General features: G+C 69.7%; 33 protein-coding genes. 12 read left to right on the top strand and 21 right to left on the bottom strand.

The features are described 5' to 3' along the window. Positions 1 to 399 precede the first annotated feature (399 nt). From ABTZ58_RS33665 to ABTZ58_RS33625, 9 genes are all read right to left on the bottom strand, one after another. Complete coding sequence (locus ABTZ58_RS33665; protein ID WP_351365204.1) at positions 400 to 786, bottom strand: fic family toxin-antitoxin system, toxin component; 387 nt, start codon at positions 784 to 786, stop codon at positions 400 to 402. Next, the gene (locus tag ABTZ58_RS33660) at positions 783 to 1091 is read right to left on the bottom strand and encodes a type II toxin -antitoxin system TacA 1-like antitoxin (protein ID WP_351365201.1); all 309 of its coding nucleotides are present in this window, start codon (positions 1089 to 1091) and stop codon (positions 783 to 785) included. The genes ABTZ58_RS33665 and ABTZ58_RS33660 overlap by 4 nt, the downstream gene beginning before the upstream one ends. 287 nt (positions 1092 to 1378) lie before the next feature. Beyond that, positions 1379 to 2434, bottom strand: coding sequence for a DUF4238 domain-containing protein (locus ABTZ58_RS33655; protein ID WP_351365198.1), 1056 nt, complete (start codon positions 2432 to 2434; stop codon positions 1379 to 1381). Positions 2435 to 2442: 8 nt separating this feature from the next. Continuing rightward, on the bottom strand, positions 2443 to 2916 hold the full coding sequence (locus ABTZ58_RS33650) for a hypothetical protein (protein WP_351365195.1): 474 nt from the start codon (positions 2914 to 2916) through the stop codon (positions 2443 to 2445). Positions 2917 to 2921: 5 nt separating this feature from the next. Next, positions 2922 to 3926, bottom strand: coding sequence for a hypothetical protein (locus ABTZ58_RS33645; protein WP_351365192.1), 1005 nt, complete (start codon positions 3924 to 3926; stop codon positions 2922 to 2924). A gap of 120 nt (positions 3927 to 4046) precedes the next feature. Next, complete coding sequence (locus tag ABTZ58_RS33640; RefSeq protein WP_351365190.1) at positions 4047 to 5441, bottom strand: hypothetical protein; 1395 nt, start codon at positions 5439 to 5441, stop codon at positions 4047 to 4049. Further along, entirely contained in the window at positions 5438 to 5971 is a 534-nt protein-coding gene (locus ABTZ58_RS33635) for an RNA polymerase sigma factor (protein WP_351365187.1), read from the bottom strand. The genes ABTZ58_RS33640 and ABTZ58_RS33635 overlap by 4 nt, the downstream gene beginning before the upstream one ends. A 77-nt stretch (positions 5972 to 6048) precedes the next feature. Then, positions 6049 to 6312 (bottom strand): hypothetical protein, encoded by a 264-nt coding sequence (locus tag ABTZ58_RS33630; protein ID WP_351365184.1) that lies wholly within the window; start codon positions 6310 to 6312, stop codon positions 6049 to 6051. Positions 6313 to 6449: 137 nt separating this feature from the next. Beyond that, complete coding sequence (locus ABTZ58_RS33625; protein ID WP_351365181.1) at positions 6450 to 7292, bottom strand: hypothetical protein; 843 nt, start codon at positions 7290 to 7292, stop codon at positions 6450 to 6452. Between the two features lie 99 nt (positions 7293 to 7391). On the opposite strand from ABTZ58_RS33625, the gene ABTZ58_RS33620 reads away from it, so the two are divergent. Next, a complete protein-coding gene (locus ABTZ58_RS33620; protein ID WP_351365178.1) occupies positions 7392 to 7604 on the top strand; it encodes a hypothetical protein in 213 nt (70 codons plus the stop codon). A gap of 319 nt (positions 7605 to 7923) precedes the next feature. Here the strand turns inward: ABTZ58_RS33620 and ABTZ58_RS33615 are convergent, their stop codons facing one another. The 4 genes from ABTZ58_RS33615 to ABTZ58_RS33600 form a co-directional block, all read right to left on the bottom strand. Beyond that, the gene (locus tag ABTZ58_RS33615) at positions 7924 to 8343 is read right to left on the bottom strand and encodes a RacP protein (RefSeq protein WP_351365175.1); all 420 of its coding nucleotides are present in this window, start codon (positions 8341 to 8343) and stop codon (positions 7924 to 7926) included. A gap of 2 nt (positions 8344 to 8345) precedes the next feature. Next, complete coding sequence (locus tag ABTZ58_RS33610) at positions 8346 to 9341, bottom strand: DUF6192 family protein (RefSeq protein WP_351365172.1); 996 nt, start codon at positions 9339 to 9341, stop codon at positions 8346 to 8348. Positions 9342 to 9884: 543 nt separating this feature from the next. Beyond that, positions 9885 to 11360, bottom strand: coding sequence for an NF041680 family putative transposase (locus tag ABTZ58_RS33605; RefSeq protein ID WP_351365169.1), 1476 nt, complete (start codon positions 11358 to 11360; stop codon positions 9885 to 9887). Positions 11361 to 11507: 147 nt separating this feature from the next. After that, positions 11508 to 11828 (bottom strand): hypothetical protein, encoded by a 321-nt coding sequence (locus ABTZ58_RS33600; protein ID WP_351365166.1) that lies wholly within the window; start codon positions 11826 to 11828, stop codon positions 11508 to 11510. On the opposite strand from ABTZ58_RS33600, the gene ABTZ58_RS33595 reads away from it, so the two are divergent. The 7 genes from ABTZ58_RS33595 to ABTZ58_RS33565 all read left to right on the top strand — a co-directional run bounded on the left by ABTZ58_RS33595 (position 11827) and on the right by ABTZ58_RS33565 (position 17056). Beyond that, a complete protein-coding gene (locus ABTZ58_RS33595) occupies positions 11827 to 12483 on the top strand; it encodes a hypothetical protein (protein ID WP_351365163.1) in 657 nt (218 codons plus the stop codon). The genes ABTZ58_RS33600 and ABTZ58_RS33595 overlap by 2 nt on opposite strands. A gap of 104 nt (positions 12484 to 12587) precedes the next feature. Then, positions 12588 to 13172 carry a hypothetical protein gene (locus ABTZ58_RS33590; RefSeq protein WP_351365160.1) on the top strand — a complete coding sequence of 195 codons (585 nt, stop codon included), beginning with the start codon at positions 12588 to 12590 and terminating at the stop codon, positions 13170 to 13172. A gap of 41 nt (positions 13173 to 13213) precedes the next feature. Next, entirely contained in the window at positions 13214 to 13945 is a 732-nt protein-coding gene (locus tag ABTZ58_RS33585; RefSeq protein WP_351365157.1) for a hypothetical protein, read from the top strand. Positions 13946 to 14133: 188 nt separating this feature from the next. Next, positions 14134 to 14331: a hypothetical protein gene (locus ABTZ58_RS33580; RefSeq protein WP_351365154.1), complete on the top strand. Its 198-nt coding sequence runs from the start codon at positions 14134 to 14136 to the stop codon at positions 14329 to 14331. 808 nt (positions 14332 to 15139) lie between these two features. Beyond that, the gene (locus ABTZ58_RS33575; protein WP_351365152.1) at positions 15140 to 15352 is read left to right on the top strand and encodes a hypothetical protein; all 213 of its coding nucleotides are present in this window, start codon (positions 15140 to 15142) and stop codon (positions 15350 to 15352) included. A 215-nt stretch (positions 15353 to 15567) separates the two neighbouring features. Continuing rightward, positions 15568 to 16662 carry a replication-relaxation family protein gene (locus tag ABTZ58_RS33570; RefSeq protein WP_351365149.1) on the top strand — a complete coding sequence of 365 codons (1095 nt, stop codon included), beginning with the start codon at positions 15568 to 15570 and terminating at the stop codon, positions 16660 to 16662. 97 nt (positions 16663 to 16759) lie between these two features. Continuing rightward, complete coding sequence (locus ABTZ58_RS33565) at positions 16760 to 17056, top strand: hypothetical protein (RefSeq protein WP_351365147.1); 297 nt, start codon at positions 16760 to 16762, stop codon at positions 17054 to 17056. A gap of 40 nt (positions 17057 to 17096) precedes the next feature. Here ABTZ58_RS33565 and ABTZ58_RS33560 read toward each other — a convergent pair whose 3' ends face one another. After that, on the bottom strand, positions 17097 to 17303 hold the full coding sequence (locus tag ABTZ58_RS33560) for a hypothetical protein (RefSeq protein WP_351365144.1): 207 nt from the start codon (positions 17301 to 17303) through the stop codon (positions 17097 to 17099). Positions 17304 to 17539: 236 nt separating this feature from the next. On the opposite strand from ABTZ58_RS33560, the gene ABTZ58_RS33555 reads away from it, so the two are divergent. Next, entirely contained in the window at positions 17540 to 17845 is a 306-nt protein-coding gene (locus ABTZ58_RS33555) for a hypothetical protein (protein WP_351365142.1), read from the top strand. A 78-nt stretch (positions 17846 to 17923) separates the two neighbouring features. On the opposite strand, the gene ABTZ58_RS33550 is transcribed toward ABTZ58_RS33555, so the two are convergent. The 3 genes from ABTZ58_RS33550 to ABTZ58_RS33540 form a co-directional block, all read right to left on the bottom strand. Then, complete coding sequence (locus ABTZ58_RS33550) at positions 17924 to 18688, bottom strand: hypothetical protein (RefSeq protein ID WP_351365140.1); 765 nt, start codon at positions 18686 to 18688, stop codon at positions 17924 to 17926. Positions 18689 to 18799: 111 nt separating this feature from the next. Next, positions 18800 to 19708: a non-homologous end joining protein Ku gene (ku, locus tag ABTZ58_RS33545; RefSeq protein ID WP_351365137.1), complete on the bottom strand. Its 909-nt coding sequence runs from the start codon at positions 19706 to 19708 to the stop codon at positions 18800 to 18802. Between the two features lie 86 nt (positions 19709 to 19794). Beyond that, complete coding sequence (locus tag ABTZ58_RS33540) at positions 19795 to 20004, bottom strand: DUF6207 family protein (protein WP_351365134.1); 210 nt, start codon at positions 20002 to 20004, stop codon at positions 19795 to 19797. A 685-nt stretch (positions 20005 to 20689) separates the two neighbouring features. Here ABTZ58_RS33540 and ABTZ58_RS33535 point away from each other — a divergent pair. Next, the gene (locus ABTZ58_RS33535) at positions 20690 to 21184 is read left to right on the top strand and encodes a hypothetical protein (protein ID WP_351365132.1); all 495 of its coding nucleotides are present in this window, start codon (positions 20690 to 20692) and stop codon (positions 21182 to 21184) included. A 12-nt stretch (positions 21185 to 21196) separates the two neighbouring features. Here the strand turns inward: ABTZ58_RS33535 and ABTZ58_RS33530 are convergent, their stop codons facing one another. Both ABTZ58_RS33530 and ABTZ58_RS33525 read right to left on the bottom strand, forming a co-directional pair. After that, the gene (locus ABTZ58_RS33530) at positions 21197 to 21754 is read right to left on the bottom strand and encodes a DUF6233 domain-containing protein (RefSeq protein WP_502996172.1); all 558 of its coding nucleotides are present in this window, start codon (positions 21752 to 21754) and stop codon (positions 21197 to 21199) included. 75 nt (positions 21755 to 21829) lie between these two features. Next, positions 21830 to 22501, bottom strand: coding sequence for a hypothetical protein (locus ABTZ58_RS33525; protein WP_351365129.1), 672 nt, complete (start codon positions 22499 to 22501; stop codon positions 21830 to 21832). A 159-nt stretch (positions 22502 to 22660) separates the two neighbouring features. Between ABTZ58_RS33525 and ABTZ58_RS33520 the strand changes: the two genes are divergently transcribed. Beyond that, positions 22661 to 24640, top strand: coding sequence for an ATP-binding protein (locus ABTZ58_RS33520; RefSeq protein WP_351365126.1), 1980 nt, complete (start codon positions 22661 to 22663; stop codon positions 24638 to 24640). A gap of 121 nt (positions 24641 to 24761) precedes the next feature. Beyond that, a complete protein-coding gene (locus ABTZ58_RS33515) occupies positions 24762 to 25574 on the top strand; it encodes a hypothetical protein (RefSeq protein WP_351365123.1) in 813 nt (270 codons plus the stop codon). A gap of 94 nt (positions 25575 to 25668) precedes the next feature. Here the strand turns inward: ABTZ58_RS33515 and ABTZ58_RS33510 are convergent, their stop codons facing one another. Both ABTZ58_RS33510 and ABTZ58_RS33505 read right to left on the bottom strand, forming a co-directional pair. Beyond that, the gene (locus tag ABTZ58_RS33510; protein WP_351365121.1) at positions 25669 to 25800 is read right to left on the bottom strand and encodes a hypothetical protein; all 132 of its coding nucleotides are present in this window, start codon (positions 25798 to 25800) and stop codon (positions 25669 to 25671) included. Then, positions 25785 to 26231 carry a hypothetical protein gene (locus tag ABTZ58_RS33505; protein WP_351365118.1) on the bottom strand — a complete coding sequence of 149 codons (447 nt, stop codon included), beginning with the start codon at positions 26229 to 26231 and terminating at the stop codon, positions 25785 to 25787. The genes ABTZ58_RS33510 and ABTZ58_RS33505 overlap by 16 nt, the downstream gene beginning before the upstream one ends. Between the last annotated feature and the right edge of the window lie 182 nt (positions 26232 to 26413).

The following is a 26413-nucleotide window of genomic DNA, read 5'->3' as shown; positions in this document are numbered from 1 at the left end:
GCGGGCCGGAGGATGGCTGGCCGAGCCGAGGATGTGGGAACGGCTCTACACCACGACCGATCCGGTTGCGGTGGTCGCGGCGGCGGCCCTGCGCACGATGCGGGAGGCCGCGCGGATCCCATGACGAGGACGAGGCGACCGACGCAGCCTGCATGTTCACTCTGGAGGAGGCGGTCCGCTTTGCGCGTACCGCCGCCGACCTCGCCGTCCGCCCGGCCGTCTGACCCGCCGCCGGCCTGCTCAGCTTGTTCTCCCACGACCGCGCGGAACCTGATTGGTCTGGAACTCTGGAGACATGACGTATCGCACCGAGTCCGATGAGGCCCTGGCTGAGCTGCTCCACTGGGGCGGAACGACGTCCGATCCCGCGCGCAACGATGCTGGCCGCAGGCGCTGGACTCAGGCGACGGTCCAGTCGCGCAGCTGGCGGGCGATCCGGGCGACGCCGAGCGATCCAGAGGCCGCGTCCCGCACGAGCGCGACCGCCGCCTTGGGCGCGTAGTCGAGTTCGCGCGCGTTGAGGATCAGGTAGGCCTCAGTCGCGTGCCAGGCGAAGGCTTCGTTGGAGTGCTCCAGGCACGGCAACTTCGCCAGGGTCTGCAGCAGTGCGCCAGCCTTGAGATAGACGGATCCGTAGATGTCGCGCTCCATCGCGCGGGCGTTGACCCGGGCGACCGCGGCATACAGGGGTCCGAGGTCGTCGACCTGAGGATCACCGTCGAGCAGCTCGGCGGCATGCAGCAGGAACGTGACGTCGAGCGGGTGGAGCGGTTCCGGCTGGGTCACGCGGCGTGGCCTCGCTCTTGGCGCTGTCCGAGTTCCTGCTGCGCTTCCTGCTCGGCCGCCCGCTGTTCGGCACTGGGATCCAGACTGCTGGGCTCGGCAGCGAATGCCGCGCCGCTGCGGGCCATGGATGCCTGGAAGCCGTCCAGGAACTTGCGTTCCACGGCGGTCGCGCGGTCGTAAGCGGCGGAGAGGATGTACTCCTGCATGCTGACTCCCGCCTGCTTGGCCGCGGCCGCGATAGCGGCCCGCTGTGCAGGGTCGGGGAAGCGCAAGCTCATCGCTTTGGGGTCCGACATGGTATCCATGATACCAGCGGTACCGCACGCGTGTCTCAGGAGCGAGGACGGTGCTTTGTCAGGGCCCCAGCCAGTGCCGCTCGACGACCGGGGTCTGCCCTGGAGCAGTAACAGGGCTCGGGCCGAGCGGCCCGGCGGCGCGGCTTGCGGGCGTTCGCATACGCCCGCGAGGCCAGGGCACGCCGTCCGGTCGCAGCTGGTACTCGAAATGTACGGGTGATGTACGGGCTCAGGTGCTGGTGGCTGTCCCCTGCGCCACGGTCATCTCCGCCCGGATGCGCGCCATCCCGGGGCCGTCAGGCAGGCATCCCGCCGTGTGTCGCCGGGACCGGATGCTGATCCGTGGGCGTGCGGCTGAGCTGTTCCATGATGGCGCGCAGCTCTTCGTGACCGATTGCGGGGTGGGTGGGTGCGGGGCCGGGCGGCTGCTGAGAGGGTGCTGCAGACAGCCGCGGCGGCCGGACCTCCAGGGGGGTGCCGGCGAGCTCCAGCCGGGAGGGCCAGGGCATGGACGGTAGTCGGTGGACGGCGTCCTGGCACCAGGCTGCGGCTCCGGTGTTGGCCTTGGCGGCGATTTTGCGGGTCAGGCCTTGATGGGGGCGGTAGTGAGCGCGGGGCGTGGAGATCAGCAGACACGTCGGCGACAGCGGAGCGAAGACCTCGATCGTCTCGGGCAGCAGTGGGGGAGTGAGGCCGAAGGTGCCGTCCTTGCGGCGCAGCGCCACCCCGCTGTCGGCCAGGACCAGCAGCGGTTCCGCCGAGCGCAGCAGCACCAGGCGCCGACCTGGGGCAGCGAGGAGGTCGCGGATGCGCTCGAAGGCGCGGATCATGGCGCGCAGCGCCGAGCGCGGGTCAGCGTTCAGGGAAGGGACAGGTGCCATCCGCACCGCCGTCCAGAACACCTCCAGACGCTCCGCTTCCGGCAGCGGCCGGCCCAACCGTTCCTCGCAGTACCCAACCGCCTCCTGCGCCCACAGGACCGGGAACAGGTGCCGGCCCACCTGCTCATCGAAGGATCTGAACGCCTGGGTGCGCACCACCTGCCAGGCCAGCGCGTCCAGCGCGACCGCGTACTGCGCCCCATCCAGCGGCCACTGCCCTTCCCGCAAGGCGCGCAGAACCGGCGCACACGGTCCGTCGACATGGCGGTCCAGGTACGTCTCCAGCGCCACGCGCCGCTCGCCCTGGGCGAGTGGGTCGGTGTTGAAGTGCCGAGCCACCGCTGCGCGCCGCACGGGGGTGCGATGCTCCGTGCCGCCGCGCCACCGTCCGAGCACGTGTCCGTCCTCGGCGAAGGCCCGTAGCCAGTACTGCGGCACCAGGTGGTGCGCCTTGGCCGTGTTCGCCCCCATCCCGCCCCCTACAGCGCCGTACCGGCGGGCCCGGACGGCCCCTTCGCGGCCTCGCGCCAGGGGTAGCTGTCCCATCCGGCATCCAGCACAGCATTGCGGGCGTGGGTATGCCCCAACAGCGCCTCACGCAGGGCGTAGGTGGAGCGCTGGGCGTCGGCAGCCCGCTCCAGCAGCAACCGGCCGACGGGGGCATCGGTGATGGTGACCATGTTCTCCAGCTCGCTGATGCTGCACACCGTGACCGGCACCGTGGTAGCCGGCAACTGCGGCCGCTGCACCGGGGCGTTGACGATATGGAACGGCTCCATCGTCACGATCAGCCCGTGCACCGGCCGGTCGGCGGGCACCTTGGCGAACTCCTCGCGCCCGCTCGCGATCAGAGCGGCGGTGTGGTCGATCTGCTCATAGGCGCGGCCGAGCATGCGCTTCAGCTCATCAACCCGACGCTCGTTGGCCAGACGCAGATGCACGGTGGGCCGCACGGACTTCACCTCCGCAGCAGCACCAGTTCCTCGGTGACGACGATCCAGTCGACGCTGAGCGCCTGGTTGTGGCCGTAGACGATCTCCGGATGGACGGCCGCGCCGGGCAGCAGCCTCAGCTGGCGGCCGACGTAGGCCTCGAACAGGTCGCCCAGGTCCTGCGCGAAGGCGTTACCGAACCGGGCGACGCCGGTGTAGTAGATGCCCAGCGGGCTGGCCTTCGCCGGGATCAGCTGGCTGACCGGCGCGAGGAATCCAGGGCCGTAGCCCCTGACCAAGGGCGTGCCGCGCAGCGGGTTGTACTCGTAGCGACACAGAAGCGGATCGGTCGTCATCCGGGCCTGCTCGTTGACCTGCCGGAAGGCGGCCGCATCGGTCACGAAGTGCTTCTCGGCCACCGACAGGATGGTCGTAGCCGGGATCTCCGCGCAGATCCGCTCCGCACTGGGCGCCTTGAGCGAGTCCGGATCGAACCGGCCCTCGCAGCTGATTGCCGACGCCCACAGCAACTGGGCGATGCCGACGTAATGCGACAGACTCGTCCCCAGCAACTCCTCCTCCCAGCCCGGCCGCAGGCACCGCGCCTGCCGGGTCCCCGTCGTCTGCGTAAGCATGGCTGCGGTACGGGCCAGCTCCTGGAACACAGGCTCCTGGTAAGTCATCTGCTCCCCGGAAGCGCGCAGCAGCCACCGGCCCAGAGCGTCCTCATCACTGTCGTGCTCGTAGAGGTAGGGCTCCTCCAGTTGCGAGTACATGTCCAAGATCCGCAGCAGGTCCGCATCGTTGGCGTCCTTGCGGTACTCGTTCCCGCACGCCAGCGACACCCGGGCAGCGTCAGCCAGCGCCCACGGCGTGTACTTGCGGTACGGGCTCTCCCGCCACGAGGACTCCAGCGAAAAGGCTGCCGACGCTCGGGCGATCAGCGGCAGCAGAGCACTGGGCCGGTGCCTGCGAACCCGCGCCACATAGTCCCGTTCCCGTACCGCTCGACTGCCTGGTGTCCACGTCATACGCGCAAGGATCTCGCGCCTGCCTCCACGCTGTCCTGCCCATTACAGCCCGGCGTGCGGTCATGCCGGCACACGACAACCATGCTGTGCCCACAGCCGCGACCACACGCTCCCCTCGTGTCATCGGCTGGTTTGGCTTTCCGTCTCGTCCACGTCCCGCTCAGCACCGTCATCGCCGTCACCGCCGCTCTTCATCACGCCGATGGCGAGTATGGGCACCGAGCCCTGCTGAACGCCCATGACGTCACCGCACGCACGGCCAGCTCGTTCGTAAGCGTCGGCACTTGCACCGCACGCGGCTGTCTCGATGTCCAGCCGCTGCCACCAGCTCTCCGGCCCGGCAGAGCCTTGACCGTCCCGCTCTTGCAAAACCCGCGTCCAGCGCATGATGTGCGAGTCGTCTTCCCCTTCCACCAACAGCACGACAGTGCAATCGAAAGCGCTCACCCCCATCCGTACGGGCACCCGCAGCCTGCGCGAAGAGCGCTCGACGGCGCCCCGGTACATGCCGTCGCCGGGGTAGTCCGCGGGTGTGCGCACGCACTCAGCGAGCTTGAGAGCCTCGTCCATGCGCCGGAGGAGGAGGTCCCACCCAGACTGGGTGTGGGTCATCTCCGCTCCACCGACATGCCGCGGGGCCTTGCGGCGGATCTGAGCGGCACCCTTCCGCGCGTCGTCGATGATCAAAAGCGCCTGCTCCCGAGCCTTGGTCAGCGTCTCCTGGGCGTGACGCCGAGCCGTCGCATCAACCTCCGCGGCCTCCGATTGCACGCTCTCAGACAGCTGCCGCGCCTTGGCCAGCAGCTCTGCAGCTTCCCTGCGATTCTGCTTGGCCTTCAGCATGCTCTCCGCGCAGGCAGCCTGTAGACCTTCCGCCATCTGCCGAGCCTCGGCCAGCAACGCCGCCGTTTCCGCACGCTCCTGCTCAGTGTCCAGCACGATGTGCGCGCAAGCGGCCGCTGTACGTTCGGCCTGCTGCCGAGCCTCAGCAAGGATAGCGTCGGCCTCACGCCGGGCCTGCGCGGTGATCCGGCCGGCCTGCTGCCGGGCGGCCGCCATGGCCGGGTCGTCCACCGACGAGGCCCATGCCAGACCACCGAGACGGAGCTGGCCGTCCTTCGCCCGCGGGCGAGGGTGCGACGGGATCGTCTCGCAGGGCACGACGCCTGCCGGGGCGTGATCGCCACCGACGGCCGGCCCACCCGTGAACTCGTCGAGCGCCTGCCGCAGAGCGATCTCTTCAAGGGCCCGGGCTGCCCCGGGGATGTGGTGGCCGGCGGCCACCCGAAGCCACCGTCGTGCCGCCTCGAAGTCGCCGCGCTCGAGGTACTCCTGGCCCAGGGCGTACGCCTCGTGCCCGAGCGCCACCACCTCGGCCTGCTCCTGCAGCCGGGCGCGGTCGTTCGGGCTGTGGCTCTTCAAGCGCTTCATGACCGCGGCGAAGCCGTCCGCCTTCTCGTCGGCACTCAGTGTGGGCTCGTGCCGCATACCGTCCTCGTGCTCCCGGGGGCTCACCCGCGCACCTCCTTCGCCGTCACAGCGCTGTTGTAGGCGTCCATGCCCGGCGCCTGCCGCAGGGCTTCCCGCGCCTTGCCCAAGATCTTCTTCATGTTGTCGACGCCGGTGCCGAGCGTCTCGGCACACTCGGCGACCGACAGGTTGGCCTCGTACTTCATCTGAAGGGCCTGCCGCTGCTGCTCGGTCAGTGTCGCCAGCGCCTTGCGCAGGTCATGGAGGCGGTCGACGGCCGCGAAGTCATCACCGTCCGTCCCTCCTACGAGGTCATGAAGGTCGCTCGGTTCGACCGTCAGCTCCCGTCCCCGTCGACGCAGGTAGTCGTACAGACGGCACCTCGCGAGCCGGAACAGCATCCCAACCGGCTCAGCTTGGTCTGGGTGCTGCTGCCACCAGACGAAGAACTGCTCGAAGACAAGATCGGTCAACTCCTTGCCGACGTCCCGGTCCGTCTTGCGCGACAGGAAGGCGAACAGCTTGTCGATATATGCGTGGTAGAACGCGCCGAACTCGGCTTCGCCGAGCGCCACGGGAACGGCCCTCACCGTCCCGGGGCTCCCGGCCACTCCGAGGCCGGGAGCCGCCACGCCTGACTGGTCCTGCAGCGTCACCGGCGCCGCCTCGCCGCGACCGTACGTCCGCGCACCGGCGCCGCATCCCCCAAGGGCATCGCACGGCCCGTCAGACGACCTCCAGCAGTGCCCGTCAGCGACCAGACGCCGGCCGCACCGCCGTGGTGCACCCGCACCTCACGGCCACCCTCGGCGACCCCGCTCACCATCTCGGCCAACAGCTCCTGCTCCCGCTCCCGGCGCCGCTCCCGGGCCAGCTGCACCCGCCTCCACTCGCTCGCGACGATGGCGACCACCATGAGTACAAGGGCACTCACCCCCTCAGGCCCCCACATCCCCTGGACCATCTCCACCGCCCCGTTCCTCGTCGAACTCGCCTGTCACCCTCTACATCGCGCGAACCGACCAGGACGGGTACCGACCTTTTCAAGATCTTTTAACCGGCCCGTTCACCAAGGCCGACGCCAGCGCCACCGTCCCGCCCCGAGACCGGCAGATCGCGTAAGGCCCCCATCCAGGCCTCACTGAAGCCGACGACCCCCGTCTCATCGCCCGGAAAGCGAAAGATGGCCTGGTCCTTCGCGAGCTGCTCCATGAGCGTCTCGTAGAGGTTGTCGTAGAACGGCTCGAGGCAGACCACCAGAAGTTCGGCGAACTGCCTGGGGGAGGGGTTGATGGTGATGACGTGGTCCAGGAGCGGGAAGACGCCGAGGTCGTCGATCCGCTGCCGCAGGGCGGCCTGCGCCGGCGTGTCCGGCAGGAGCAGCCCGTGCAGCACGTACAGCCCGTAGAACCCGCGCAGGCCGATCATCACCGTCCGAGCCCGGACCAACTCCTCCTCGCCCGCCCGCTGAACCTGCCCCACGATGTCCGCGTGCCGCTGGAGCTGCCCCCAGTCCACCGGTGGCCCCTCACCGCGCTCCGCCGCACCCAGCATCTGCGCCCAGTCCTCGACCGTCAGCCCGAACATGCCGAACGCGGCGAACGCCTCGGCCAGCGCATTCGACCCGACCTCCTGGACCCCCAGGCCGACCGCAGCCACCAGGTGCACCATGCTCCTGAAGTCCCCCTCCGCGTCGACCGGCACGTCCTCGCCCGCTTCGAGCGCCGCGCGTACCAGCGCCGGGTGCGCCGCCCCGCGGTACGCCCCCAAGACCCGGCCGGCCGCCGCATACAGCGCGTCCTGCCCCTCCTCACCCGCCCCCGCCGCGCTGCGCGCCAACGCCACCAGCCGTTGCGACACCGACCGCTCCAACACCCACACCAGCGCCCGGCGCACAGCGCCGATCGCAGGCTCCGGAACCGGCGCTGCCCCCGGCCTGCTCAGCTTGTTCTCCCACGACCGCGCCGAACCTGGTTGGTCTGGAACTCTGGAGACATGACGTATCGCATCGAGTCCGATGAGGCCCTGGCTGAGCTGCTCCACCGTGCTGTTGAGTCACTGCGCCAGGGGAACCGCCGCGCCGATATCGAACTGCGCGGTCCGCTCGCGGAGTGGCTGGAGGATGCGGCAGCGGGGGACGATGAAGGCGTGATCAACCCCTACGCAGTAGAGGTGGCCCGAGCTGTGCTGGGCGAACGATCCGGCTGAACAGCACGCCGCGGTTTGGTGCCGGCCTTGCGGTGGGCAGGTCGCTGGTATGCCTGGTTGCCGGTGAGGACTCGCCCCACCTCGTGGCGAGTCTGCATGTTCACCTTCCAGGAAGCCGCCGCTTCGCGTGCACCGCCGCCGACCTCGCCGCCCGTCCGGCCGCCTGACCCACGGGCAGACCCGCTGTCCCGTACCCGCCCGGTACGGGACAGCCCCGGATCCTCACCGGGGGTAGCGGCGATGACGCATGAGGGGATGGCCTTCGCAGATGCGGTGAGGGCCGCCCGGCCGGCGCTCGGGCGGCCCCCACCGAAGAGTCTCAGGAGCTGTTGATGAGGTCGAGGGTGGATTCGATGGAGTTGAGCTGGGCGACGATGTGTTTGACCCATTTGTCATTCGGGTGGGCGGCGGCATGCGGGCCGACGGTGCCGGTGATGAACCGGCGGAACTCGGTCAGCTTCTCCCTGACCACCGCCCGTTCGTATGCCTCCAGCGCGGCCCGGTCGGCGCCGAGCTGATAGCCGACCGCCCTGGTCCAGATCAGCGGCGGCCAGCCCTTTTCCGCGGCCAGGTCCCGAAGGGCGGCCAGCCCCGATCTGACTTGGTGGGGGGAGAGATCGGTGGCCCGAACGAGCTGGTGGAAGTCCAGGCCGACGGGACGCGCTTCGAACAGCACGAAGCGGACGGTGTCGGCATGCCGCTTGGCCGCATCCCCCCGTCGCCTTGAGGCGCGGGGCATGGCTATTCGCCCTTCAAAAGGCGGGCGATCGCGTCGTCCATGTCGACCTTGCCGGTCTCGACGGCCTGTTCGATCCAGTCGAGAGTGGCCCGGCACTTGGCGATGTTCTGCTGCACGATCGTGCGTTCGTCCTCGCTCAGGGTGCGGTCGCGCAGCCCGGGGACGGTGCGGCCGGCCGCGGCGACGAACGAGTGGCAGGCGGTGACCAGGTCCAGGAACTCCACCGACCGGTCGATGTGCCGGACCGTCGGCGCGATGGGGCTGGTGTCCTCGAAGTGCTCGCGGGCTTGCCGGCCTCGTTCGGTCTGGGCATGGTTGAGCTGGAAGCGGGCGGTGTCGTCGCTCATCGCCTTGAAGGCGACGTCGGGCCTCCTGAGCAGGCTGGTCGCGGCGGTCGCGGCGACCGCCTCGTCGCGGGTGAACTCCTCCACCACCCGGACCTTGTTGTCCGTGGACACTTTGGCCGCGACCTGCGGACGCTTCAGGAAGTCGGTGGTCACCGTCGCCGCGACCTCTTCGTCCTGGGCCCGGTGATGGATCGCGGTGATCTTCTCCTGCGGTGTCTCCGGGCTGTCGACCGTCCACCCCACCCGGCGCTTGGCATCGTCCGCCGTCCACCGTGTCCTGCCCTCCGGTGGTGTCAGGATCGCCGCCCACCTCTCCGTATCGTCCTCGATCCGCGCCAGGATGCGGTGGATCGTGAACGAGACCGCGGGCTGGCGGTGTTCCTTCGGCCAGCGGGAGGTCACCCAGCGGGCTTGCTTCACCGTGTTGAACGTCAGGCCGATGTCCTCGGCCAGCCGCAGCAGGGACTCCCTGACCGACCACTCCGCATCCGGGATGCCCCCGCGGGGCCTGACCGGCTCGATCTCCAGGGCCCGGTCGCCGATCGTGAACGATCCCCGGCTCTGCTGTTCGACGACTTCCCGCAGCTCGGCAACGATCTGCTCGTAGCGGGACTGGCTGACGCTTCCGATCTTCTCGGCCACCTCGGACATGGCTTTCACCATCCAAGTGCGGGCCCAGGCACAGCACTTCGGGCCGTGGCGGGACAGGACCCGCTGCAGTCACCGAGAGTCAGACCGTAAATCAGAAGATCACTACGATTGACCGCAAATGACCGGTTGGGGCCGGAGTTGGGCTCAGAATGCGTTCGCTCAGCAGTCACTGTGACCGGTCTGCGAACGCTTCCTTCCGGCGCCTCCAGGCCCTCACGACACACCGCCGTGAGCAGTAGACGGCGTCCGAACGGCGGTCGACGCCCACCACCCACCGGGCCTCGCACTCCGGACACTCCGCGGTGCCGGCCTCACCCTGAACAGCCGCCAGACGCTTGCGCAACCACCGCTCCCTCCGCCACTGCCTGGACCGACACAGCGACGAACAGAACACGGCCCCGGGCCTGGCGTCCAGCCTGAGCCCTTCGCCACAAGCTCGGCAGTTCCTCTCCCCGGCCTGTCCAGCGTCCTCGGACACCAGGCCAGCCTAGGCGCCACGGCCACTCGGAACCGGGGATCCGAAACAGCTACTCAGCTTGTCGTTTAACCAGTTCGGCGCGGTTTGGTGCCCACCTTGTGGTGGGCGGGTCGGCTGAACGACTCGCCGGTGGCGAGGACTCTGCCCACGTCGTGACGCGTGGCAGGGCGGCGGTTCTTCGAACCTGGTGGCCGGCCAGGGCCGGGGTGGGATGGTTTCGGTGCTCCGGCTGGTGAGCCGGCCCTCGTGCACACGTTCCTGAACCCTCTGCGGACGCGGGCGGGTGTCAGTTTGTTCGGCTCGGTCGGTTTCTCCCAGGGCCTGCGGAGGTCGGCGGCCAGCGGTCGGGCGAGTCGGAGCTGGGCGTAGGCGGCGATCACCAGCCAAGTCCACCGGTCGGCCGCTTCCGAGCTGCGGAGCCGGGGCTTGGTCCACCCGAGGGTCTGCTTGAACAGCCGAAATGTGTGTTCGATGTCGAAGCGCCGGAGGAAGGACTGCCAGCAGCGGTCGACGTCTGCCTCGGTGGCGCCGGTGCCCGACCACCACAGCCATACCGGCTTGTTGACCCCGCCGCTGGGCAGCTTCTCCACGACCAGGCGGATGACGGTGCCCTCGATGAGGGGCAGTGGTCCGTCGTGGTCGAGCCATGCGGCCCGGTGGGTCAGCCGCGGGTGCAGCCGGTCCCATGCCTGGGCGGTCGCCTTCCCATAGAGCCGGGTGGCCGTGGCGGTCACGGCCTGCTCGGTGCCCCAGGTTGCGGCGTCACCGAAGACGAACTCGCCGCCGTGCTTGGGTGGCCGGCCGCCCTTGGGGTTGGCCAGGTGGAACTCTTCGCGCGAGGGTGCCGAACGCCGCATCACCCGATCCGAACGGAGCCGGCCGAGGACCTCGACGGGCAGGTCGCCCAGGAGATGGGCGATGCGCGGGGCGTCGTATCCGGCATCCAGCACGACCAGGATCTTCGGTTCACCCGGCCGCCATTGGTCAGCGGCGACGAGCCGCTCAACAACCTCACGAATCTGCACCGTGGTCACCGCGGCGACGTCGGCGCCGGGCTCCAGACGGACCGTGTCCAGCACCGCCGTCCAGGACGTGCGACCGGTCTCCAGCGCGGCCACCACCGAGTACGGCCAGCCGGGCACCATCTGGTGCTTGCCCTCGCCCCGACCGAACGTGTGGCAAAAGGAACGGTCAGCACACGTGTTGGCGTCCGGCCGCAGCCACGGCGAGACGTCAACGGCCAGGACGAGCCGGCCGTCCGCCGCCCTCGGCAGCGGCACCCCGGCTAGGGCCCGACGCAGTCGGGCGACGTCGATCCGGCCCTGGTTGAGCCCGCCGTACAGAGCCCCGTGTCCTCGGCGGTGTTCAGGCGCGAGCGCGAGATCAACCAGCGTCCGAACCGCCCCTTCGGTGCACAGCAGCGCGTCGCACAACTCGAACAACGCGTCGCCCCGCGCGGTCAGGCACGCGTACAGCTCCGACCGGAAGTGTGACACTTCCGCGAACGCATCCCGCAGGACGCCCTGATGCACCAAACTCACGACCACGGCCTTCGCGCTGATCCACTCTGTGACGGAGCACAGGATCATGCGGAGGCCGCCTACACGTCTGCCGAACTGCGAAAATGCTGATCAAGTTCGAGACGATCGTTCGATGTCGCAGCCTGGCTCTTTCCAGGCCACCGGCTATCACTCGCTCATGGGATTTGCCGGCGTATCCAGGTGCTTGTCGAGGAAGCTGTTGATGAACTCCACTCCGAAGGCGTGAGTGTCCGGAGAGACGTCGGAGGGCGACTCACCGAACCACAGGACGGTCTCCGGGCTGCGCTTGGCTTCATCGAGCCACATGCGAAGCCGGCCGAGACGTCCTCCGCTCAACCGGATCACAGCCTGATGCACGCGTTCACACTCCGCTCCTGCGTAGAGATCTAGGAGCGCCACGGCGCTCGCAGCGTCGCTGTCCGGAAACGTGGTGTCGCAAAGCTGACGTGTTGCAGGTGACACGGCCATGTCCGCCATCCTGCCCATCGCGGAGACCGTCGACAACGGCCAGGTGCAGTCGGAGGTTAAACGACAAGCTCAGTCCACCGTTCCGAAGCCCGGCCGCCGGGCCCCGGCTGCCGACCAGCTCTTCTATACCGCCGACTTCGCCGAGCCCGATCGCTGGTGGATCGCCGGCACTGACGGCAAGCCTCCCCGCGAGTCGAGCCGGTACGAGCGGGCCCGGGTTGCCAGCCTCGCCGTGCAGAACGCGATCCGCGCCGCCCGTACCCCGCCCGCCCCCGCACGGGACGACGCCCCGGCCGCCGCACACACGGAAAACCACCACGATCAGGCGTCAGACCCGCCGCACGCCGTCGACCATCCAGGCCGGGATGCCGTACTCACCCCGGCGCAGCGGGCCACCGCCGTTCAGACCCATCAGCAGGCCGCGATGCCCGAGGAGTACCTCGAGGGCCGTACGACCGACCCGGCGACGTGGCTGCGCACACCGCAGAACCTGGAACGGCTCGCCGCCTTCACCCGCACGGCCAACGCCCGCCGCCGCGCCTTCGAGGACCGGCCGAAGCCCGAGCAGCCGGCCGATGTGGTCAAGCCCGCCGACCAGCAGCAGCACCACACGAACCGGCCTGACCACGGCAGGGGAGCGGGCCGTGACCGGTGAGGGATGGCAACCGGCCAGGGCGTGGCCGATCTGCGACTTCACCCGCGAGCCCATCGGAGCCGGACTGAGAATCAGGGGCGTTGGCACCCGGCACGGGAGGAACCTTGACCGACCTGCACGAACCGCTGGAACCGCTGGACAGCTACCCCGACGAACTGCCCCCGCCCCGCCAGCGCGGCGACGTGAACCTGGTGGGCCTGCTCAGCATCGCCGACGATCTCGCCCGCAGCCTGGCCGCGCTGAAGATCCGGGTGCAGCCCCACGACCCGAAGACCTCGCTCGTCAGCCCCGAGAAGGCCCGCGAGAACACGGCCAAGGAAGTCGACCGGCTCCTGGGCACCGCCGTCTACCTCCAGCGGCACGCCCACGCCGCACTGCTCGGGCGGTGCGTGCTCGGTGCGGACTCCAAGGAGGACTGCTCCACCGAGGGCGCCAGCCTCCAGCTGAACGTCTGGGACGACACCACGCGCCGGGACATCGTCGAAGACGGCACCACCGGCTGCGTCGCCCACACCGTCGAAGCCGCCCGCCGGGTTATGGCCGACCCCGCCAGCCGCAAGATCCTGCTCGCCTTCGTCCGCGACGACGAAGGCACCGCCGTTGCCCGCGCTCTCGGGCTCGGACCGGACGACACCGCGCAGTTCCTCAACCGCGGCCTGGTCCTGCGTCCCGAACACCGCGTCTCCTGACTCCGCCGCCCACCGCGCACGGCCCGCATTGGAGTGCCACATTGACCTTCGAGTCAGCCGACCTGAACCTGACCGACCCGACGAAGGGCTACCTGAACTTCGTCCTCTACACCGAGGCACGTCTCGGCATCGCCTCGACGTCGCTGAACGCTGAGCTGGACATCCAAGCGTCCCAGGCCGAGACCCCTCTCTTTCAGGAGTGGATGAGCCGGCTGGAGCGCTGCGAGCCGAACGCGATGCACTGCACGCTCGTGGAGCCTGCGAAGATCCCGGCCCTGTTCCACCCGTGCGTCACGGAGGACAAGGACAGCCCGTCGGCCGTACGCGGATCGGGCTGCGTGTGCCGCCGGACCTTCTACGACCCCGAGTTCGGGCTGCCCGTCGTCGGCGAGCACTTCAAGCACGTGGGCGAGGGAGGCACGGACCAGTGGAGCTACAAGACCTACGCCCCGCTCGACCTGCGCCCTGACGACACCTTCGCCCGCTTCATCGTCAGCCGCGGCCTGTTCTGGGCGCGGACGGAGAAGGGGGTGCTGTCGATCCTGCCGCAGAAGAGGTCTCACCCCTACAACATCGGCTACGGCGGCGGCGGCCCCCACGCCCTGGCCGCCTACCTCACCCAGGTCGCCGCCACCGACGGCCAGAACACGGCCGCCGGCACCGACCACACGGAAGCGCACCCCGACTTCGTCGCCTGGACCCAGAGCAGCGCAGCGGACCGCGGCACGAACACGCTGACCCTGTCCGACCTCAATGAGAGGCTGCGGCGCTGACCTTCCGGCACCAGACGCGGACGCCCCACGGACCATCCGTTCGTGGGGCGTCCGCGCTCCCGCCTCGAGGGACGGAGGGAGAAGTCACCGGAGCATCTGCCGGAACGAGAGCGAGGCGCAGCTCCTGGAGGCGACAGAGCGAGGCCAGGCTGCAGGGGGAGTAGTCCCGCCGAAGCACGGAGGCCCCGATGGTCCACCCGACCCCGCCGCACCTCTCGCCGGAGCAGCGCGAGCGCCTGGAGCAGCTCGCCGACGCATCCCGGCTGCGCGCAGCGCTGTACCCGTCACCGAAGCCGCCACCGGTCCGGAGCCGCTCACGGCAGTACCCCGGCGGCCGGCCGAACCCGTGGCAGCCCGCGCGCCACCGCAAGCGCCGCCAGGGATGAGTACGGACCGGCGCGCACCGAACCCGACGATGCGGCGCACCGCGCGCACCGAGGCGCACCACGATGCGCCGCATCCTGCGCACCAGTGCGCGCACCGACGATTCGGTGAATCCCCTGCCGCCGCACCGGTGCGCGTCATCGCGCGTATCGCCGTGCACGCGGCGATACGCACCGCACCGCGATACGCACACGCAGGGTGACGGTGCGCCGGGGCGGTGCGGGGAAGGCGCACCCTTGTCGAAGCGCGCGGTGTCGGATGCGCACCCCTTGTCGAGTTGAGAATCAATCCTTGTCGAAGGCCGAATCCGCCCGCGCCTTCCCTAGATCACGCTCGCTACCGTCCGCTCTGTCCCCTTTCGCGTGCGCGATACGACGTATCGAGGGGAGAACTCTCCCTCCCGTATCCCGACTGCACACTGTCACCCTGTGCAACCGGTGCGCGGTGTGTATCGGGCGCGTCAGGCGGTGCGTACCGGTGGGGTGGGAGAGTGCGGTGCATCGTGCACGACGTATCGCACCAGTGCGCGTCCGAGCCGCGCACTGGTGCGGCGGCGGGGGAGCTGAGTACATCGCCAGGTTGGGGCCGCACCGCACCGCCGGGCAGTGCGCCGCATCGGGTGCGCACCGCCCCGCGCGCGGTGCGTTCGACGATGCGGTCCGGTGCGCGACGGTATGCGCTGGTCAAGGCCGTGAATTCAGCCGGACAGAAGCGTTATGCCGCCAACGATCAGTGATCGGGCCACCACCTGGAGTGGGTCGGGCTACACAGGTCGGCGGACGTTCGTGCCTGAGGGGGAGGGCTGGCCGGGTGGTTCTGACGATCAACGTGGCGGTTCTGCTGGCCGTCATCATCATCTTGAGGCTGCGTCGACGTACGGAGGCCCGAAGCCGGAACGACGAGAAGCTGACCGTCGTCATCGTGCTGGTCTTCGGTGTACTGATCGCTCCTACGGCGTTCGGCCAGGGAATCCTCGACATCGTCGTCCAGCTGGTACAGGGCGTTTCCCAGTCAGGTCGCTGAACCCTTGAGGCCGGGCTGCCGCATGTGGTCCTGGTCACGGACGAACCGTTTGGACAAGGGGTGGTCAAGGGTCAAAACGGACGCCGTTGGGGCGGGATGAACAGACCGCGGACAAGGGGTGCTTTCTCACGGTGGCTTCGGCCCGTACGCCTAGCGCGTGCGGGCCGGACCTGTCACCGATCCGGCCTCGTGAGGCCGGGAATCCCGAGGACGCGATGACCACCGCACCCACCCCGCACACGCCGCCGGCCCCGGCGGACACCGCTGCGACGACGAGCCCCGCTCCGAGCCCTGCGGCAAGCCCCGCTCCCAGCCCCGCAGCCCCGAGCCGCCGTCTGACCGTTGTCACTGATCAGACCCCCGATTCGCCCGCCCCGGACGGTTGCAACTCCTCTTCTCCCAGTACTGATGTACCTGGAGAAGCGTCCCGGGACCGGAAGGCTGCGGCGACGAAGGCCGGAGCGGAGATCCGCGGCGAGGTCCTGCTCACCCTCGCTCAACTGCGCCTGGCCACACCGCGCCAGCTCAAGACTCTGCTGCTGCCCCACCAGCAGGACACCGACCATGTCCGGCGGGCGCTGCGCAACCTGCGCGACGAATCCCCGGCTCTGGTCGGCCGGACCAACCGCGCCCAGCAGAGCTACTGGTACTGCACCCCAGCGGGTCTCGCCGAAGCCGCCGCCTCCGGAGAGCTCGCGCCGACGGCCGGCCGGACCACCGGGAAGCGCATCGCCGCCAGCAAGACGGGCCTTCGGGAGCACGGCCTCGCCCTGGTCGACACCGTCGTCGCCTTCCACGAGGCGGAGGTGGCCGAACACGCCGACTGGCAGGTGGAGGTCGCCCACCCCACTCCGGCCGGGAACCTGGTGCCCGACGGCGTGGTGCTCCTGGCCGACGGCTCCAGCGCGTTCGTGGAGATCGACCGCACCATGTCCTACGCCCGCCTGGTCGCCAAGCTGGAGCGCTACGACGCCTACCGCAACGCGCCGCCGTCCGGGCGTGGGAACGCCGCCCGCGCTCCGCGCAGCCACTGGCAGGAGACCTACGCCGGGCCGTCCATGGAGCGGCCCTTCCCGCCGGTGTTGTTCGTCTTCGCCCCGGCCCCGCGCCGCGCGGCCCCGGCAACGCGGGAGGCCGCCTTCCACGAGAGGGCCTGCCGCGTCGGGAGCGTGAATTACCGGCTCACCGTGGCGACCACGACGCTGCCCCTGCTGACCCGCGATGGGGCCGATGGGCCGGTGTGGCGGGTCGTCGGCAACGGTCGCGGCGAGGACCGCTGTCCTCTGGCCGCGCTGCCGAAGGCGCGGTGAGCACGGTGGGCCCGGCCTGGGTGGAGGCCGGGCCCACCGCCGTCCTCACGCTCACGCTCACGCTCTCGTTGTCGGTGGCGGCTGGAAAGCTGGTCGGATGAACGGCGATGAGCAGCTGCTGAGGGGCCGGGTGTACGGCCACGATCATGACGACCCCAACCCGGGCCCGCTCCCGCACCGGACCTACGCCGAACTGGTCGGCGGGCCGCTGGACGGCCTGCTGCTGGACATCCACGGGTGGCGGACCGAGGAAGTCGACGACGGCGTGGCCCTGTCCACCGAGCTGTCGCGGTGGCCCGGCGGCCGCGCCCTGTACGACCCGCGCCCCGGCGAACCCCGCACACCCGGCCCCGGCGTCAGCTGCCGCTTTTACTACTCCGGCGACACACCCTGACCACCGGTCTGCCGCACCGCTGCCTACGGCCTGCCCTCGGTCAGCTGGCTGGCGGTGTTCTCGATCCACAGCAGCGTCCATTCGACGCCAGCCCGCCACCGGGTTCCGCGCCGTCGTACCGGCCTTCGGCGTCGGCGCGGATGGTGGCCGCGAGGGTGCGCAGATCCTTCTGCAGTCCCTGCCGCCGTGCCGTGTCCACGGCCTGGCGCATCTCGTCAGTGATATCACCGGGTCGGAGCTCGCTCATCGCCCCACCTTGGACGACCGGCCCCAGCGATGGCCATACCGGAAGGTCACCAACCTGGTCACCCCGTGGCCGAAGCTCTGGCCAGCCAGTGATCACCCGTGGCAGGCTCTTGATCTCCAGACGAGGGGAGTTTCTTCATGAAGGGCTGGGCGGAGACAGAAGGCGAAGTGTGTGCCGACTGCAAGGCAGGACCGAGCCCAGAGAATGCCCGCGTCGGGGGCGGGACGCCCTACGAGATGTGGCACACGCCCGATTGCCCGACGTACGTCATCATGCGGATCAACTGGGATGCGGGCGCCCGGCGGGTCGAGGAACAGGAAGCGTGGGCTAAGGAAGTCTTCCCGGCCGCGTTCGAACGCCTGAAGCAGGCCGCCGCCGCGATCCCGCCGGGCACGGCGGCTCAGCCGTTCGTCGACGCTCTGACCGAGCTGGTCCAGGCGCAGGCCGACACCACTGGCTTCGTCGTCCTGCGCCGGTGGGCGGAGATCCTGGAGCGGCACTTCCCGCCAGAGCTCCCCGACCCCGACTACACCACCGAGTAGACCGACCACGGCACCGACCACGTTGCCGCACGCCCCGACCATGACTCCGACCACGGCTGGTCAGCGGGTGATGCGTCGCTACGCGCCTTCCGGAGCGGGGAGCTGGATCCCCCTGGCGCGCGAGATCCAGTGGGTGCGTTGCCGTGACGGCAGCAGGCTGTAGTCAAGGGTGCGTAGCCCTGATCCCTCGGTCAGGTGCCATGGCGCGATCCTCCACAGCCCGTCCCGGTCGGGGAACGGCTCGACCGGGCAGCCGGTCAGCACTAGGTCCCAGCGATCCGTGCTCCCGTTGTCGCGGTCGTCCTCCGCCGTCACCGTGCCGAGCACTTTGTGCGGCAGCTCCTGCCCGGCCTGCTTCGCTATGAAGTTCTCCGAGAGTTCTTTGATGGTGAATTCGCGCTGCAGGTAGACGTCCGGGCTTGTCTCGCGGGGTTCCAGGACGATGACGCCGGCGGCATTGGGCCGCCTGTCCTCATCGGCCACGACCAGGTCGCCGTCGAACCGTACCTGCACGCGCCGGTCGCTGAGGTTCTCCAGGACCAGGACCTGCTGCAGCACGAGACGGTTGGCGCCATCTTGCTGTTCGGGGAAGTGCCAGGTGTGCCCCCGCGGCCAGGGGTTGCACGGCATCCCCATGTTGGTCGCTGCCAGCGGCTCCCACGGCGGGGGACTTAGCTTGAGGGTGACGTCCGGGGCCTGGGAGTCGAGTCGGCTGCGGATGGCGTCGGCGGCCATGAGCTGGCTGACTCTCAGTGCTTTACGCGTGAGGTACCCCTGCCACACGACGCCACCCAGGGCCAGGGTGGTGCCGACCGAACTGAGGGCGTCCCAGATTTCTGACATGGCGCAGATTGTGGCCCCACCCGTACGGGCACGCGCCAGCGGCTCCCCTTGGAGCTACCCGACCCCGACCACGCTGCCGCCAACCCCGACCATGGCCCCGACCACGGCTGGTCAGCGTGCTGGCGTACCGCGTCGACCGCCCTCGCGCCCGGTGGTCCTTGAGGAAGTCCTCGGGGAAGGTGCCTTCTTCGAGGGCCTCGCCGGCGCTTCCGCCGTATCGGTGCCGAGCGTCTCCCCGCGCGCCCTCTGGGACTTGCTGACGGACTCCTGCAGCGTGGCCATCAGGTCCACCAGATGTCCCGGTTGGGACGTCGGCGCCGGGGCCTGCGGCGGGGGACGGTCTTCCTGCTTGGCCTCGATCACCGCGTGCAAGGCCTCGGTGTACCCGTCAGTGAACTCGGGGCCGGTGAGGTCGTCGCGGGCCATGGCGTCGATCAGCGCCACGGCTTCGTCGATCTCGTCTTCGTCCAGCTGGACCGGAGGCGGGGCCACGGCGCCGGGATCACGGATTTCGTCGGGCCACAGAAGGCCGTGCAGAGCGATCACGTCTCCCCGGACCCGCAACAGACCGAGCCGTTCACGGCCGTGCCACGCATACCGTGCGACAGCGACCCGTGAAGCCCGCTCCAGGGCGTGCCGCAGCACCAAGTACGGCTTGGAGGCCATGGCGCCCTGCGGCTGGAGGTAGTAGCCGGGGCCGATGCGGAGCGGGTCGACGGCGGCGGCCGGGATGAACGCGATCAGCTCGATGGCGCGCGCGGTGGGCAGCGGCAGAGCCCGAAGCTCTTCGTCCGTGACGGGAATGACCCGGCCGTCCGGCAGTTCGTAGCCTTTGCCGATCTCGCCGAAGGTGACCTCGCGGTCCTCCACCTCGCACCAGTAGCGGTTGCGCACCAGACCGTGGTCGGCGGTGTGGATCCGCCGGAAGCGCACGCTGTGATCTTCGGTCGCGCTCAGGACTGTGATCGGGACGCTGACCAGCCCGAACGAAATGACGCCGTTGAAGATACTCGCGGGCATGGCACACCTCCGCAGCCCCGAGCACCTCCAGCGTAGGAGCCCGGGACCGGGCCCGGAACGAGGAAGGCCAGCACCGTGTCGCAGGCCTACGCGTTGGCGTCCTGGCGCAGGTTCAGGAAGAACCGCAGCCGAACGCCGGGCTCGCCGGGTTCGCGGGTCGTACGGTCCGCCGGCGCGGTGTCGCACCGTCCGGCGAGCAGCTCCTGGACCGCGAAGGCGGTCTCGTCATCGGCGGCCGCCACCTCCACCACGGCCAGGCCCGGCACCGCGACATGCGCCTCGTTGATCTGCCTCATGCCAGAGACGACGTGCCGACGTCCACGGAAGTTCTCGCGCCCGGGCGGCTTCACCCGACCGAGTACACGGGCGAACTGCGGCTAGACGCGTGTGCTGACGTAGCGCACGCCCGGGCCCCATCGCTCCATCACCGGCGCCATGCACCACTGGCACAGAGGGCACCCACCACTGCCGTACTTGTGCGTCTTGCGCTGGCACCCGGCGCACAATCCGACCCGGTCACCGGGGCAAGTCAGCGCCGACGGGTCGGGCTCCGAAATCGGCGGGGGAGTGGTCATCGTGATTCCTGTTCCGGGTGACGTTCCCCGTCACCTCACCCGCAGAATATCGATCCGGCTGGCACGGCTGTTCGATCCGGGCTTCGGCGCACTCAAAGTTGCGCCAGGTGTTGCGCTGGATGTTGCGTCATCGTGTTGCGGTAGATGTTGCGCAGGCCGTCACTGCACCGTGGAGTTCTCCCAGGTCACCGCAGGCGTGCGGGCGTGGTCGGGGTGCTGACATCCCCGTTGCGGCCCCCTTCGCCCTGCCCTGGCTGGAGTTGAGGATGAGGGAGGGACGGGATGGGCGGCGCGGACGCGGCCGGGGATCGGGGCGCGTTCGCCCTTGTCGCGCGTCGGCGCCGCCGCCGCGCCAGGCCGCCGACGATCAGGTGCCTGGCAGGGGGTCTCTTGGGAGACTGGTTCCATGCTTGGCCACGGCTGGGAATTCCAGTGGGAGCGTGTAAACCGCCGCTTGAAGGACGTGCAGGCCGTCTACACGGGCGCGCCGGGCGGCACCGATATTGCACTCGACAAGGCCCTGTCGCTCTTTGAGGTCGTGCATCACCTCAGGGACTGGCTCAGGAACGATCCGAACATCGATGTACCTGAGGCTGCAGTGGAAGAACTGATCAAGGGCAGCCTGGCCCTCCGGCTCTGTGGAGATCTCGCCAACGGCTCGAAGCATCTCGCGCTGGAGCGGCGTCCGTGGACCGGTGACAAGTCCACCGCGATCACACGGAACGACGTCCGCGTCTTGGTCGGCACGGAGACATCGGCGCACCGCTTCTACATTGCGTCCAGTGGCAAGGAGCACGATGTCTTGGAGATCGCGGAACAAGCTGTAGAGGAGTGGAGCAGATTCCTCTCCGAACGACATCTCATCGGAGCCGCACATCAGCAGAGTGGCCACGATCAGTAGGACGGCCAGTGCTCAGCTGTCAGTGATGTGGTCGAAGCCTCGCAGGAGAGGTGTCAGCTCCTGGGCGGCTCCGCACAGCGTGCACAGTCGGGTGCCCGGGTGCTCTGCAGCGTCCAGGGCGCGGTCCACATCGAGCAGCGGCGCGCCCGCCGGTGCTTCTTCGCAGTCCGGTGCGTGCAGGACGGACTGGGCCGGGCCGCGGCTGTCGCGCAGCTTCGCAAGGACCCACCCCGAAGGCCGGCGCTCCCCGAGCACTTCGCGGACCGCCGACTTGGGTGACGGCTCCAGCCGCTCGGTGACGACCTGGTCGTAGTCGACGCCGTCGACGGGCCGCACATGGTCGGGAGCGCTCACCCACACCCGGTACTCCGCGGCCTCCACACGGCCGTCCTCGAGGTCTTGGTACGACGGCAGCCCCACGAGGTAGGTCCAACCTGTCTCTGTTTGCCGCCGCTTCCACAGTCGCGCCACGACTTCCTGCTGTTGAGTCCCGAGCAGGGGATCGGCGGGCAGCACGACCCGGACCGGCACGGGCGCGGGTTCGGCAGTGTCGTCGGAGGGCGTAGGCACGGCCCCACGGTAGACACGCAGCCGGGCCCGGACCCTCCAACGGAGGACCGGGCCCGGAGTGTGACCGGCGGGCGGTCAGAGGTTGTTGGTGATGAATTGGTCCCACTTGTGCAGCCATTCCCCGTGCTCGGGGCTGCCCGGGGCGGGCACGGTCTGCAGGTCCTCGGGCATGGCGATCTCTTCCGGGGCCCACGTGCCGTCGTTGAAGTAGCAGGCCCATACGGCCTCGCGAGCGGAGTTGACGACGACGGCGCCCACGGCCCCGTCGTCGGCAAGCGCCCCTTCGTCCACGGCGGTGCGTCCGGTCTCGATCGCCTTGCCGCTGCTGCGGAACACCTGGGTGGCCATGCCGTGCGGACGGCTCTTGCCGGTGAGGGTGTACAGGGTCCACTGGGTGCCGACAGCGTCCGGCCACCGCTTGCGGGCGGCCTGACGGGTGATCCCGGCGGCCTCGCCCAGGTCCGCGTAGGTGGCGGCAGCCCGGCCTGCGCGAGTGGCGGCGTCGGCGGCCAGCTCCCGCGCAGCGTTCCCCACTTCCGTGGCGACCTCCAGGTACATCAGGTGCACCGCCTTGGCGGCGGCGGAGGTGGGGGCGAGCGCGCTCGGGGTGGCGGGGCCCTCCTGCTCACTGAAGCCCAAGGAGCGCATGCGCCTCTTCGTCTCGCGCCACACCTGGTCACGCACCTCCGCCCGGAAGGCGACCCGCTCCTCGATGGCCTCGCTGTCGAGCTCCCACATATCAACCATGTGACAACAGTAGGTCACGAAAATGAGTTGTGACAACTAAAGTTTCGAACGGGTTTGAGGGTCCGGATTGCTGGACTTTATCCACAGGTAAACCGTTTTACGGTTCGTGTCCGCTTCCGGGTGTGGGGTGCCGGGACGCAGATCGAAAGGGCACGGCCGATGGCACAGACAAAGTTCGACAAGCAGGTGGAGGAGTCCGCCGACTCCCTCGTGCGCGGCATCGGCCGCATCCTGGCGGGCCGGGACCTGGACGGCGTGAAGCGGACCGACGCCACGTTCTGGCGTGCGGGCACCCGCGTCCTGCCGAAGGTGGAGGGCAAGGTCCGGCGCCGCTCGTACAAGCCCGGGTGGCGGCGCCTGTCCTTCCGTGTCGCGCTGGGGGCCGGCGTCTGGGAGATCGGCTACCTGGCCACCCAGGACCTGGACGCCACCGTGCACAACACCCAGGAGCTGTGGGACAGCCGGGAGCAGGTCCTGGCGACGCTGGAGAGCGGCGGGATCGGCGCGGCCTCCGTGCTGACCGTGGGCACCGCGGCGTACATGGCGCTGACCCGCGAGCGCCGGGAGCTGATGCGCGAGTGGGTCGTCCCGCTGCACGAAGCCCTCCACCGGCCGCTCGGGATGGCCGAGCAGACCGACCCGCGCCGCTACCTCCACATCCCGAAGAACTTCTCCGACGACGACGCGGAGATACGGATCGACCTGCCGGGGCACCTGGACTTCTCCCGCGACGTCATCGCGGACCGCATCACGCAGAAGCTCGCCCTGGAGGGCGTGACGTTCGACTGGCACCCTGAGGGCAGCAAGCCGTACGTGCGGGTGAAGAAGACCCGCAAGCCCCCGGCGAAGGCCCTCTTCAAGGACCCCAAGGTCCGCGAGCTGGTGGCCAAGGCCCCGGAGTCCGCGCCCATCATCGGGCTCGGCTCCGGCGGGCGGATCGTGTCCGTCGACCTGGACGCCGACTCCCCGCACATCCTGGTCAACGCCTCCACCGGCGGTGGCAAGTCGGCCACTCTGCGCTGCATCGCCTGCCAGATGCTCCACCACGGCTCGCTCGTGTTCGTCCTGGACACCAAGCGGATCTCCCACCCGTGGGCGCACGGCATCGACGGCGTCACCTACTGCCGCGACATCGCCGACATCCACGACCAGCTCATCGAGCTCGGGCAGCTAGGCCGGCTGCGCACCCGGATCGCCGACGAACTCGGCATCGACGCCGACCCGAAAGCCATCGGCCCCAGGGTGCTGATCCTCCTCGAAGAGATCAACGCCACCATGAAGCAGCTGGCACGCTACTGGGAGAAGATCCGCGAGTCCGGTGACCCGAAGGTCTCCCCGGCCGTCGACGCGCTCAACGAGATCCTCTACATGGGCCGCCAGCTGCGCATGCACGTGCTCCTGGTCGCCCAGTCCGCCACCGCCCGCGCCCTGGGAGGCCCGGAGGTCCGCGAGCAGTTCGCCACCCGCATCCTGGCCCGCTACAGCGTCAACGCCTGGCGCATGCTCGCCCCCGAGGTCCACCCGGCGCCGAAGTCCACCAAGCACCACGGCCGCGCCCAGGTCGTCATCGGCGGCTCCGCCCGCGAGACCCAGGTGCTGTTCTTCACCGAGACCGAAGCCCGCGAGTGGGCCACCACCGGCAAGAAGGCCGCCGACAGCCCGAAGCCCGCAGTCCTCCCCACGCAGCCCGGCCCGGTACAGCTGCACAAGCCGCCCACCTCCGACGCGCAGCCCGCCGCCGCGCCCGCGGACTCCTTCGCCGACGCCTGGAGCACCACGGCGACCGAGACCGCGGCCGCACCCGACCCGGTCCCTGATCCGGCCGCCGACCGCGACTTCGTCGCCGACGCCTGGGGCCTCAAGCCGTCGGCCGCCGACCCGGGCGACGCCACCCCAGCGGCGACGTCGCCGGCGAATCCCGCCCCGGCCGACGACGACCAGGCGGTGGGACTCCGCGACGCCGCCGAACATCACCTGCCGTACACCCTCTCCGCGCTGCGCTACGCCCGCGCCAACGACCGCACCTTCCCCAAGCCGGTCGACAAGCGCGGCGTCGAACTCCTCTACCGCGTCGGCGACCTCAAGAAGTGGGCCCGTAACCGGCCCCGCGCCGCGTCCGGCACCACCGAACTCGACTGACCGCCCGGGGCTCGCCCGGCGGCCGCGAACCGGGACCTGTCCGGTCCAGCCGACACGATCCCCCCCAGTTCTGGAGAACACCCGGTTCACCAGGCACAGCACAGAAAAGGAACACCACCAGATGACGAACACGACCGCGCTCCCGAAGCTGCTGCGCCTCACCGACCCCGGCCTGCGCGAACAGCTGGAGGCGCTGCCCGACTCCGCCGCACTCATCGGCATCAGCACCGACGGCCGGGCCATCGCCGTCGACATCGACGCCGCCCCGCACATCCTGGTCTGCAGCGGCACCGGCGGCGGCAGCACGACCATCCTGCGCACTCTCACCGCCCAGTTCCTCCACCAGGGCGCCCACGCCCTGGTCCTCGACCACACCCGCATCGCCCACCTGTGGGCCAAGGACCTGCCGACGGTCACGCACCGCGGCAACGTCGCCGGCATCCACGACGCCCTGGTCGGCCTCGGCGCCGAGCTGGAGCGCCGCACCGGCCTCGACGGCGACCTCGACGACGTGCCGCGCCTGATGGTCGTCATCGACAGGGCCGACGACACCTTGCGGCACCTCGCCCGCTACTGGGAGACCTTCCGGCAGGAGGACGACCCGAAGCGCTCCCCGGCCATCGCTGCCCTCGAGGCCGTCCTGTACGAGGGGCGCGCGGCCCGCATCCACGTCATCTACGACGGCCCCACCAACGTCGGCGGTCGCCTCATCCCCGGCGCCCGCGAGCAGTTCGCCACCGTCATCCTCGCCCGGGTCAGCGCCGGCACCTGGCAGCGGCTCGCCCCGATAGTCGACCCCGCCCCGAAGAGCAGCCCGCTCCCGGGCCGCGTCCACGTCGTCCAGGACGGCACCGCCCACCCGGCCCAGGCGGTGCTGATGACCGACGCCGAAGCCGCCGACTGGCTCACCACCACGGCGGCCGGGCAGATCTGATCCCAACACGCCACGGGCCCCGGGGGATTAGCCATGACGTCTCCGGGGCCCGGCTCGGGGGGCGCACCGTCCAACGACGCTGCGACCCCCTCCGTCACGCGGTAGCCGGCTGCGGCACCTCCAGCACCTCGGCGATCTTCCGAGCCAGCTTCGCGACGTGAGGCGGCAGGTAGCTGTCCAGCGCGTCGACGTCGTCGCAGAGCCGGGCCCTCAGCCGTGCAGGCACGCCTCGGTGAACAGCCGCTGCTCATCGGGCTCGGACATCAGCCCGTCTTCCGCGTAACCCTGGCCCACCGAGAACCACATCTTCGCGTCCTGGTCGTCATCGGCGGGACGCGGCGTGCCGAGCATCCCGGCGACTTCGTGACGGTCCGCATCCCTCGGGCCGGCCGCCCGGCTGCGCTGCTGCCGGGTCTGGAGATACGACGCGAGGGTGTCCAGGGCCATGCCGGTGCGCTGGCAGTACGCGGCGATCAGCATGGACGCCATGTCCATCGTGTCGGAGGCGTCCGTGGCACGGATCATGGTCATCCGCTTCCAGTCGCGTGCGATGTCCGGCTCGGTGTAGCGCAGCACCTCCTGGCAGTTCATGACCACTTCGGAGACGAGCTGATGAACCGCCTGCCGCAAGGGCTCAGGCATCTGGGTCTCTTCCATGGCCGCACCGTAGAGGCGCTGCCCACCCGGACACCGGAGTCGTGACACTCGCCCACCCGTACGGCCTACAACCCGTTGGCCCCCCATGGTCTGCGAAGGCGGAGCGTTGCCTTGTGTTGCGGCCCTGTTGTCAGTGCCCAGGAGCACAATGATGAGAAGTCACTCACCTGGAGCAACAGGAG

It is taken from the genome of Streptomyces sp. NPDC094143, from assembly GCF_040303825.1.
Taxonomy (GTDB): domain Bacteria; phylum Actinomycetota; class Actinomycetes; order Streptomycetales; family Streptomycetaceae; genus Streptomyces.
This window is presented reverse-complemented; position numbering and strand designations above follow the sequence as displayed.